Origin of the sequence: Oryzihumus sp., from assembly GCF_036391795.1 — a bacterium.
In the GTDB taxonomy this organism is placed as follows: domain Bacteria; phylum Actinomycetota; class Actinomycetes; order Actinomycetales; family Dermatophilaceae; genus Oryzihumus.
Genome location: NZ_DASVZH010000285.1, coordinates 1 through 10,027 on the forward strand (window position 1 = coordinate 1; position 10,027 = coordinate 10,027).

At 73.6% G+C, this 10,027-nt stretch carries 11 protein-coding genes, 1 tRNA gene and 2 pseudogenes; 11 read left to right on the plus strand and 3 right to left on the minus strand.

The genetic code is table 11. From position 1 onward, the window contains the following. From eno to VF825_RS17660, 11 genes and pseudogenes are all read left to right on the plus strand, one after another. Window positions 1-411 (plus strand): annotated as a pseudogene (gene eno / locus VF825_RS17610) (phosphopyruvate hydratase); the annotation flags it as partial. A 200-nt stretch (window positions 412-611) separates the two neighbouring features. Continuing rightward, complete coding sequence (locus tag VF825_RS17615; RefSeq protein ID WP_331115793.1) at window positions 612-1,040, plus strand: septum formation initiator family protein; 429 nt, start codon at window positions 612-614, stop codon at window positions 1,038-1,040. Further along, entirely contained in the window at window positions 1,037-1,540 is a 504-nt protein-coding gene (locus tag VF825_RS17620) for a DUF501 domain-containing protein (protein WP_331115795.1), read from the plus strand. Before VF825_RS17615 ends, VF825_RS17620 begins: the two co-directional genes overlap by 4 nt. Beyond that, window positions 1,537-2,484: a Ppx/GppA phosphatase family protein gene (locus VF825_RS17625; RefSeq protein WP_331115797.1), complete on the plus strand. Its 948-nt coding sequence runs from the start codon at window positions 1,537-1,539 to the stop codon at window positions 2,482-2,484. The genes VF825_RS17620 and VF825_RS17625 overlap by 4 nt, the downstream gene beginning before the upstream one ends. Before the next feature lie 20 nt (window positions 2,485-2,504). After that, window positions 2,505-3,365 (plus strand): uracil-DNA glycosylase, encoded by an 861-nt coding sequence (locus VF825_RS17630; protein WP_331115799.1) that lies wholly within the window; start codon window positions 2,505-2,507, stop codon window positions 3,363-3,365. Between the two features lie 105 nt (window positions 3,366-3,470). Then, window positions 3,471-4,772 carry an NAD(P)/FAD-dependent oxidoreductase gene (locus tag VF825_RS17635; RefSeq protein ID WP_331115801.1) on the plus strand — a complete coding sequence of 434 codons (1,302 nt, stop codon included), beginning with the start codon at window positions 3,471-3,473 and terminating at the stop codon, window positions 4,770-4,772. Further along, window positions 4,769-5,299, plus strand: a complete 531-nt coding sequence (locus VF825_RS17640; RefSeq protein ID WP_331115803.1) for a glycine cleavage system protein R — start codon at window positions 4,769-4,771, stop codon at window positions 5,297-5,299. The genes VF825_RS17635 and VF825_RS17640 overlap by 4 nt, the downstream gene beginning before the upstream one ends. Before the next feature lie 44 nt (window positions 5,300-5,343). Next, entirely contained in the window at window positions 5,344-5,865 is a 522-nt protein-coding gene (locus tag VF825_RS17645) for a peptide deformylase (protein ID WP_331115805.1), read from the plus strand. Window positions 5,866-5,875: 10 nt separating this feature from the next. Beyond that, window positions 5,876-5,948: transfer RNA gene (locus tag VF825_RS17650), tRNA-Leu, on the plus strand. A gap of 83 nt (window positions 5,949-6,031) precedes the next feature. After that, on the plus strand, window positions 6,032-6,868 hold the full coding sequence (locus VF825_RS17655) for a Bax inhibitor-1/YccA family protein (RefSeq protein ID WP_331115807.1): 837 nt from the start codon (window positions 6,032-6,034) through the stop codon (window positions 6,866-6,868). A 17-nt stretch (window positions 6,869-6,885) separates the two neighbouring features. Beyond that, the gene (locus VF825_RS17660) at window positions 6,886-7,167 is read left to right on the plus strand and encodes a hypothetical protein (protein WP_331115809.1); all 282 of its coding nucleotides are present in this window, start codon (window positions 6,886-6,888) and stop codon (window positions 7,165-7,167) included. 113 nt (window positions 7,168-7,280) lie between these two features. Here the strand turns inward: VF825_RS17660 and VF825_RS17665 are convergent, their stop codons facing one another. The 3 genes and pseudogenes from VF825_RS17665 to VF825_RS17675 form a co-directional block, all read right to left on the minus strand. Next, a complete protein-coding gene (locus tag VF825_RS17665; RefSeq protein WP_331115811.1) occupies window positions 7,281-8,327 on the minus strand; it encodes a DUF695 domain-containing protein in 1,047 nt (348 codons plus the stop codon). Between the two features lie 119 nt (window positions 8,328-8,446). After that, on the minus strand, window positions 8,447-9,670 hold the full coding sequence (locus VF825_RS17670) for an acetyl-CoA C-acetyltransferase (protein WP_331115813.1): 1,224 nt from the start codon (window positions 9,668-9,670) through the stop codon (window positions 8,447-8,449). Window positions 9,671-9,708: 38 nt separating this feature from the next. Further along, window positions 9,709-10,027 (minus strand): annotated as a pseudogene (locus VF825_RS17675) (hypothetical protein); the annotation flags it as partial.

Consider the following 10,027-nt stretch of genomic DNA (forward strand, 5'->3'; position numbering starts at 1 on the left):
TGGGCGACCATCACCGCGGTCCTGGGCGACAAGGTCCAGATCGTCGGCGACGACCTGTTCGTCACCAACCCCGAGCGGCTGCAGCGTGGCATCGACAACGCCACGGCCAACGCCCTGCTGGTCAAGGTCAACCAGATCGGCTCGCTGACCGAGACCCTCGACGCGGTCGACCTGGCCCAGCGCAACGGCTACCGCGCGATGATGAGCCACCGTTCCGGCGAGACCGAGGACACCACCATCGCCGACCTGGCCGTTGCCACCAACTGCGGCCAGATCAAGACCGGTGCCCCGGCCCGCTCCGAGCGCGTCGCGAAGTACAACCAGCTCCTGCGCATCGAGGAGGAGCTCGACGAGGCCGCGCGCTACGCCGGCGCCGGCGCCTTCCCGCGGTTCAAGGGCGACCGGGCCTAGCCCGGGCAGGGACACCGCTCGTGGCCGCCAACCGACCGGGCAGTGCGCCGAGGAGTCCTCGGCGCACCGGCTCGTCACGGTCCGGCGCGGCGGCCACGAGCCGTCCCTCCACCCCCCGCAAGGCCGCCAGCCGCCCCGCGACGTCGGCCCGCAGTCCCCGGGCGCGCAGCGACCAGCGCACGCCGCGGTCGCTGCGCCGCATGGCGATCCTCGCCTCGATCTTCGTCATGCTCGCGGTCACCCTGGTGCCGACCCTGCGCTCCTACCTGCGTCAGCAGGGTGAGATCGAGGCGATGCGCCACAAGGTCGCCCAGCAGGGCAAGACGGTCGATGCGCTGCGCGTGCAGAAGCAGCAGTGGGACGACCCCGCCTACATCCAGGAGCAGGCGCGCCAGCGCCTCAAGATGGTCAAGGTCGGCGAGCGCTCGTTCACCGTGCTCGACGCCAGCCCGGCCGCGCAGCAGGGCAGGGACCCGCAGGTCGCCTCCGTGCCGGCCGCCTCCGGCCGCAACCACCCGTGGTACGGCCAGCTGTGGGAGTCGATGGTCATCGCCGACACCCCGCCCCAGCCCACGCCGGGCGCCACGACGCCGGCCCCGCTCCCCACCCCAGGACACAGCACCCCATGAGCACCGTTGACGCCGCCGACCTCGCCGCCGTGGAGCAGCAGCTCGGCCGTCCACCCCGTGGTGTCGCCGAGGTGGCGCACCGCTGCCCGTGCGGCAACCCCGACGTGCTGCGCACCGAGCCCCGGCTCCCCGACGGCACGCCGTTCCCGACGACCTACTACGCCACCTGCCCGCGCCTGACCGGCGCCATCAGCACGCTGGAGACCAGCGGGCTGATGAAGGACATGACCCAGCGGCTGGGGGAGGACCCCGAGCTGGCTGCCGCCTACGCCGCAGCCCACGAGGACTACCTGCGCCGCCGGGCCGAGCTCGGCGAGGTGCCCGAGATCGAGGGCATCACCGCCGGCGGCATGCCGACCCGCGTCAAGTGCCTGCACGTGCTGGTGGCGCACTCCCTGGCCGTCGGCCGCGGCGTCAACCCGCTCGGGGACGAGGCCCTGGACGCCCTTGAGGACTGGTGGGCGGGCGGTCCCTGCGTGGAGCGCGGGGCCCCGGAGTGACCCGTGTCGGGGCGGTCGACTGCGGCACCAACTCGATCCGACTGCTCATCGCCGACGTCGACCCGGCGGCGGGCACCCTGAGCGACGTGGTCCGCCGGATGGAGGTCGTCCGGCTCGGCCACGGCGTCGACCGCACCGGCGTCATCGCCCCGGAGGCCATGGAGCGCACCCTCGCCGCCTGCCGCGACTACGCCGCCCAGTGCGAGGAGCACGGCGTCGAGCGGGTCCGCTTCGTGGCCACCTCCGCCTCGCGCGACGCCCGCAACGCCGCCGAGTTCGTCGCCGGGGTGCGCGAGGCCTTCGCCTCCTTCGGTATCGCGCCCGAGGTCGTCAGCGGGCACGAGGAGGCCTCGCTGTCCTTCCGCGGCGCGACCGGCGAGCTGCATGCCCGCGGCGTGCCGGGTCCCTACCTCGTGGTCGACCTCGGCGGCGGGTCCACCGAGCTGGTCCGCGGCACCGAGGACGTCGAGCAGGCCCGCTCGGTCGACATCGGCTGCGTGCGGATGACCGAGCGGCACCTGCACTCCGACCCGCCCACGGCCGCCGAGGTCTCCGCCGCGACCCGCGACATCGAGGCCGCCATCGACGAGGCCGCCGCCGTCGTGGACCTCGCCGGGGTCAAGGCGCTCGTCGGCCTCGCCGGCAGCGTGACCACCCTGACGGCGCACGCCCTGCGGCTGCCGGCCTACGACCCGGCGCGCATCCACCTCGCCCAGCTCCCGGTCGAGACGGTGGCCGCCGCGGCCGAGGACCTGCTGACCATGTCGCACGCCGAGCGCGCGGCACTGCCGTTCATGCACCCGGGACGGGTCGACGTCATCGGGGCGGGGGCGCTCATCTGGCGGCTCATCGTGGAGCGGGTCCGCCGCGAGGCCGACGTGACCGAGGTGGTCACCAGCGAGCACGACATCCTCGACGGCATCGCCCTCGGCATCGCGGGCTGACCAGGCGAGGGAGGCTGGCGATGGGGGAGAGCGGCGGCGGCCAGGGGGGCGACCCGCAGCAGCTGCTGCCCCACCCGGTGACGGGCCGGCTGTTCCCCTCACCCGTGCCACCGGGGACCGGCTGGCCAGGCGACCCCGCGACCGAGGACACCCCGGTGGCGCGGACGCCGGCCGCGGCCGCGCGCCTGGCCCGCACCGCTCCCGACGTCGAGGAGCTCGACGCCCGGGTGAGCGTGTGCCGGGCCTGCCCCCGTCTCGTGCGCTGGCGGGAGGAGGTCGCCACCACGGGCAAGCGCGCGTCCTTTGCCGACCAGCCCTACTGGGGACGTCCTGGCCCCGGCTTCGGCGACCCCCACCCGCAGGTCCTCGTCGTCGGCCTGGCGCCCGCGGCCAATGGCACCAACCGCACCGGGCGGATGTTCACCGGTGACCGCAGCGGCGACTGGATCTACGCCGCGCTGCACCGCGCCCGGTTCGCCGCCGAGCCGCACAGCGTGGCCAGCGGCGACGGGCAACGGCTGAACGGCGCCCGCATCGTGGCCGCGGTGCGGTGCGCCCCGCCGGGCAACCGGCCGACGCCGCTGGAGCGGGACACCTGCGGGGCCTGGCTGGACCGTGACCTTGCTCTCGCCGAGCCGACCCTGCGCTCGGTCCTGGCTCTCGGCGCGATCGGCTGGGCGGCCACCCTGGCGTCCGCCCGCCGACTCGGCTGGGCCGTGCCCCGGCCGGCACCGCGCTTCGGCCACGGCGCCGAGACCACGCTGGTCTCCAGCAACGGCAAGGCCATTCGCCTGCTCGGCAGCTACCACGTCAGCCAGCAGAACACCTTCACCGGGAAGCTGACCGAGGCCATGCTCGACGCCGTCCTGGCCCGGCTGTGAGGTGAGCCGGGCCGGGGTGCCACGGTCCGGCATACCGGGGTCAAGGCGCTGTCCGCGGAGTGGGAGGGACTTTGTGAAAACTTTCACGAGTAGTACCGTCGACCGGTGAGCAAACGCATCGTGGTCCTCGGAGGCGGCTACGTCGGGCTCTACACGAGCCTGGGGTTGCTGCGGAAGCTGCGCGCCGGAGAGGCGACCGTCACGGTCATCGACCCGCGCTCCTACATGACCTACCAGCCGTTCCTGCCTGAGGCCAGCGCCGGCAGCCTCAGCCCACGTCACGTGGTGGTCCCGCTGCGCCGGGTGCTCAAGGGCGCCGAGATCCTCAACGCGCACGTGACCAAGGTCGACCACGCCCGCAAGGTGGTCACCGTCGAGCCGCTGGAGGGCCCGTCCTACGAGGTGCCCTACGACGAGGTGGTCGTCGCGCTCGGCTCCAAGGCGCGCACGCTGCCCATCCCGGGCCTGGCTGAGCAGGGCATCGGGTTCAAGACCGTGGAAGAGGCCATCTGGCTGCGCAACCACGTGCTGCGCTGCCTCGACCTGGCCGCCTCCACCCAGGACGCGGAGCGGCGGCGCCGGGCCCTGACCTTCACCTTCGTCGGCGGTGGTTACGCCGGCGTCGAGGCGATCGCCGAGCTGGAGGACATGGCCCGCTACGCGCTGCGCTACTACCCCCAGGTCCGCCCCGACGAGCTGCGCTTCGTCCTCGTCGAGGCCACCGGCCGGATCCTGCCCGAGGTCGGCGAGGACATGGGTCGCTACACCCTGGACGAGCTGCGCCAGCGCGGCCTGGACGTGCTGCTGGAGACGCGGCTCGAGTCCTGTGTCGACGGCCACGTGGTGCTTTCCGACGGGCAGCGGTTCGACTCCGACACCGTGGTCTGGACCGCGGGCGTCAAGGCCAGCCCGGTGCTGGCCAACACCGACCTGCCGCTGGACGACAAGGGCCGCCTGATGTGTGACGCGGACCTGCGCGTGCACGGCCTGACCGACGCCTGGGGCGCCGGCGACAACGCCGCCGTTCCGGACATCACCAACCCCGGCTCGTTCTGCTCGCCCAGTGCCCAGCACGCCGTGCGGCAGGCGACCCACCTCGCTGACAACATCGTGAAGTCGTTGCGGGGCAAGGAGATCGAGCCCTACCGACACAAGCACGTCGGCTCCGTGGCCAGCCTCGGCCTGCACAAGGGCGTGGCCCAGGTCTACGGCGTGAAGCTGCGCGGCTGGCCGGCATGGTTCATGCACCGGACCTACCACGTGTCCCGGGTGCCCACGCTCAACCGCAAGATCCGGGTCATCGTCGACTGGACGCTGGCGCTGTTCTTCAAGCGCGAGATCGTCAGCCTCGGCGAGATGGCCGCGCCCCGCGAGGAGTTCCACCAGGCCGCCGGCGGTGGCAAGTGAGCGTCCCCGGCCAGGTCATCGCCGTGACGGTGCTCGGCCAGGACCGTCCCGGCATCGTCGCCGACGTCACCGGTGCCCTCGCCGACCTGCACGGCAACCTCGAGGACTCGACCATGACGCTGCTGCGAGGCCACTTCGCCATGGTCCTGCTCGTGCGCACCGGCGCCGGGGTCGACGCGGTGGAGTCTGCGCTGCGCCACCTCACCGCCGACGGATCCCTGGTGATCAACGCCCGGGTCCTCGCCGACCCTGCCCCGAGCGGGCCGTCCGGGCCGTCGTACGCCCTGCACGTCCACGGGGCCGACCGTCCCGGCATCGTCGCGACCATCACCCGGGTGGTAGCCGAGCACGGCGGCAACATCGTCGACCTCGGCACCCGCCTCGGCGGCGAGCTCTACGTGCTGATGGCCGAGCTGCAGCTGCCCGACGTCGCCGCTGCGGAGGCGCTCGAGCGCGACCTGCGCATCGTCGCCGGCGAGATCGGCGTCGACGTCCACCTGACGCCGGTCGAGGACGAGCTCTTGTGAGGTCTGGGCCCGGGCAGGACGCCGGACCGCCACCGGGGTGGAGCATGCCCGCCCTGCCCGAGGGGCGGGTGCTCCCGGTCGTCCTGGCCCCCGACGCCGTCCTCGGCGCGCCCGGGGCCGACGTCGACCCGGCCGGTGCGGAGTCGGTCCAGCTGGCTGCCGACCTCCTTGCCACGCAACGTGTCTCGCCGGGCTGCGTCGGCCTCGCGGCGCAGCAGGTCGGCCTGGCCGTGCGGATGTTCAGCGTCGACGTGACCGGTCACCCCAAGACCCGCACGTGCCATGGCGCCTTCGTGCTCTGCAACGCCGAGGTGGTCAGCGCCACGCGCAGGGAACGCGGTCGCGAGGGCTGCATGTCCGTGCCGGACTTCACCGGCGACGTCGCCCGCGCCCGTCGCCTGGTCGTGCGCGGCCAGCTGCCGGTGACGGGGGAGTGGGTCGAGGTCGCCACGGACGCCTTCGAGGCGGTGGCGCTGCAGCACGAGGTCGACCACACCCGGGGCCTGCTCTTCCTCGACCGCGTGGCGGGTGCCCACGCGATCCACCCGCGCCGCACGTATCTGTAGCCTGACGCCTGTCCCCGTAGCCCAACGGCAGAGGCGAGCGACTTAAAATCGCATCAGTGCGGGTTCGAATCCCGTCGGGGGCACGCATCGGGGAACTTCCTGGCCCCCTCGGACATCCTTCTCAGTGACGGGCCGCCGCGGCGGCATGACGTGCTGGAGGCACACGATGAGCAACCCGGTGTTCAACCGGATCGACAAGCAGGTCCGCAGCGGCGCCTACGCCGGCTTCGGCCAGCAGCCCCGGGCCGAGTGGTCCACCCCGCAGCAGCCTGCCGCGGCCGACCTCAGCGCCGAGCAGCTGCAGCAGATGTATGACGCGCAGCCCGCCACCGCGGCGCAGGCCCGCCGGATGACCCTCGACGACGTGGTGATGAAGACGCTGCTGCTGTTCGGCATCGTCGTCGCCGTCGCGGCTGCCTCGTGGGTCGTCACCGACACCAGCCCCGCCCTGGCGCTGCCGATCTGGCTCGCCGGCATGCTCGGCGGGCTCGTGGTCGGCTTCGTCATCGCCTTCCGGCAGAAGGTCAGCGTGCCGCTGATCCTCACCTACGCGGTGCTCGAGGGCGGCTTCGTCGGCGCGATCAGCCGGGTCTTCGAGTCCTACGCCCACGGCGTCGTCGGCCAGGCCGTGCTGGCGACCATGGCCACGTTTGCCGGGATGTTCATCGCCTGGAAGGTCGGCGTCATCAAGGTGACCGACCGCTCGCGGCGCATCTTCGGCATGGCGGTCATCGGCTACCTGCTCTTCGGCCTGGTCAACCTCGTGTTCGCCTTCGCCACCGGCGGCTGGGGCCTCATCGGCACCCAGTTCGGCCTGCTGATCTGCGTCGTCGGCGTCGGCATGGCGGCCTACTCCCTGGCCATCGACTTCGACACCATCGACCGTGCTGTCGCGGCCGGGCTGCCCGAGCGCTACTCCTGGCTCATGGGCCACGGCCTGATCGTGTCGCTGGTCTGGCTCTACCTCGAGCTGCTGCGCCTGTTCACCCGGGCCCGCAACTAGTGCAGCCGCCCACCCCGGTGCCGGTCGAGGTCCGCACCGAGCTCGCCCGGGTGGTCGAGCGCTGGCGGCAGCTGCCGCTGGACCGCGCCGAGCGTCACGCCGGCGCGGTCCGCGAGCTGGTGCAGCGCCTGGCCGACGAGGTCGCCGAACGCACCGGGCAGGACCCGTGGCCGGTGCCTGACCTCGGCCCGGCCACGCTGATGGACCAGCTGGCGGTCATGGTCTACGACGCCAGCGAGGCGGGCCTGCCGGAGGACCTGGCCGGCCAGCTGGGCGACCTGCGTCGCGCGCTGGCCTGACCGGCATACCGGGTGGGCTGCCTACGCTTCACCCACCGAACGCACCACATCCGCCGAATCGGCCCCCTTCAAGGGCATGGTTCGACGGATTTGGTGCGTCCGGTGGAGGTAGCTCAGGTGCGCAGGTGGGCGACCGCGGCCCACCCCGGGTCAACCTGAGAGGCGACCTGCACCCGGCCCTGGTCCCACCCGGAGACGCCGGCCCGGAGCTGCTCGGCGGCCGGCGTGCTGCCGTCGACGTAGAGGTGCAGCACGCGCACCCCGTCGTGGCTCTCGTGGGCGACGAGGCGGCCGCTGGGCCCCACCCGGTCGGTGAGGTGCTCCTCCAGGCTGCGCAGCCGCGGCAAGCTCTCCGCGCCGGGCAGGCCCTGCTCGGTGGCGTCGGTGTAGGGCACGACCACGGCGACGTGGGTGTCCAGGTGAGGTGCCGTCGCGGCACGCAGCGGCACCTGGGTCACGGCGAGGACGGGCCGCCCGGTGGGGCCGGTGCCCTCCAGCACCGCCCAGGTGGGCTCGCCGTCGGCGCCGACGTGCTGCTCCTCCAGCGAGCGCACGACCGAGCGCAGCCCGGTCAGCGGGATCGCGTCCAGCGGCTCGAGCTCGGCGGCGGAGACCTCGCCCAGCCACGTCTCCACGGCGGCCTCCCCGAGGACGGTGTCCAGGAGCAGGAACGCGGCCTGTGTGCGTGTCTGTGGCTCGAGGGCGGCCCAGGCGGGGTGGTGCACGCTGACGTCCACCGCCGCGCCGACGACCCGGGCACCGGCCGTGGCCCGGGCCAGGTCGACCTGCTGCCCGTCGATCTCCAGCGACACCGCGCCCGCGTCCGCCGTGGGCTGACGCATGTCGGCGTAGGCCCACACCGCGTCGGCCGGTGGCGCCGCCAGCCGCCAGCGGCGGGCCAGGGGGCGCAGGGCGGGGTCGCCCGCCGCGGTCACCACGAGCACGTGCTGGCTGTGCTCACCGCCGGGGCCGAGCTCCCACGCCAGTCCGCCGTGCACCGCGTCCACCCGGGCGCTGAGGGCCGCGACGATGCGTCCCGGCTCACGGTCGGCGATGGCCGCGGCGACCGCACGCGCGCCCTCGGCCGCCCACCACTGCCAGAAGTCACCGATGCCGGCGCCGCCGTCGGCGGTGGCCCTGCGCCGCGAGAAGAGTCCCATGGCGGTCATCCTGCCGCTCGGGCCCACCCATCGCCGACCGGAGGCACGAAACGGCCCGTCCCGGCCCCGGCGAGGGGGTGGAACGGGCCGTTTGGTGCGCCCGGTGCGCGAGGGTCAGCTCAGCTGAGGCGCTCGTAGATGACCGCCATGCCCTGGCCGCCGCCGACGCACATCGTCTCGAGGCCGAACTGCCCGTCGCGGGCCTGCAGGCCGTTGAGCAGCGTGGTGGTGATCCGCGCGCCGGTCGAGCCGAACGGGTGGCCCAGGGCGATCGCGCCGCCGTGCACGTTGAGCTTGTCGAAGTCCATGCCCAGGTCGTCCGCCGAGGGCAGCACCTGCGCGGCGAACGCCTCGTTGATCTCGTAGAGGTCCATGTCGGCGATGGTCATGCCGGCGCGGGCCAGGGCCTGGCGCGAGGCCTCGACCGGGCCGAGGCCCATGATCTCCGGCGACAGCGCCGAGACGCCGGTGGAGACCACGCGGGCCAGGGGGGTCAGGCCCAGCTCGCGGGCCTCGGTGTCGCTCATGACGACCACGGCGGCGGCGCCGTCGTTGAGCGGGCAGCAGTTGCCGGCGGTGATGGTGCCGTTCTCGCGGAAGACCGGGTTGAGCCCGGACACGCCCTCCAGCGTCACGCCGGCGCGCGGGCCGTCGTCGGTGGAGACGACGGTGCCGTCCGGGGTCGTGATCGGGGTGATCTCGCGGGCGAAGAAGCCGTCGGCGATCGCCTTCTCGGCGCGGTTCTGGCTGGAGACGCCCCACTCGTCCTGGCGCTGGCGGGAGATGCCGCGCGAGGTGGCGACGTTCTCGGCGGTCTGGCCCATCGACAGGTAGACGTCGGGCAGCAGGCCCTGCTCGCGCGGGTCGGTCCAGACGCTGTTGTCCGTGGCGATCTGCGTGCTGCGGGCCTGGGCCTCGGCGAACCGCGGGTTCTGCCACTCGGCCTTGGAGCCGCCGGCGCCGGAGAAGTCGGCGTAGCGGGAGACGCACTCCACGCCCGCGCTGATGAACACGTCGCCCTCGCCGGCCTTGATCGCGTGGAAGGCCATCCGGGTGGTCTGCACCGAGGAGGCGCAGAACCGGTTCACGGTCGCCCCGGGCAGGTGGTCGTAGCCCGCGAGCACGGCCACGACGCGGGCCATGTTGGAGCCGTGCTCGGCCCACGGCTCGGCGCAGCCGAGGTAGAGGTCGTCGACCAGCTTCGGGTCCAGCCCGGGGATCTTGTCCAGGGCGGCCTGGACGATGGTTGCCGCGAGGTCGTCGGGGCGGACGTCCTTGAGCGAGCCCTTGAAGGCGCGCCCGATCGGGCTGCGGGCGGTCGAGACGATGACGGCTTCGGGCACGGTTCCTCCACTGACGGACTCAGGATGCGCCGTCGATGCTATGCCGGGCCGGTCCCCTCCGGGGTGTGGCCTTGGTCTCCCGGGCCGCCCTCGCCGTCCACCATCGCCGGTATGCCGTCCGGCCGGCTCGCGGGGTCCGCCGTCGAGGCGGCCCCCTCGGCGAGGGCCACGGTGCTCGCCTCGGCGCTGCTGACAACGCCGGCGTCGGGGGTCTGGCCGTCCAGCTCGGACCGGTCGGTGACCGGGGTGCGGCGCCGGCGCAGCAGCACGGCCCAGCGGCCGCGCGGCCCGCGGGACTCGCCCTCGACGGCGGTGGCGCTGACCTCGGTGCCGGGGTCGCGCACGGCGTGCACCGCG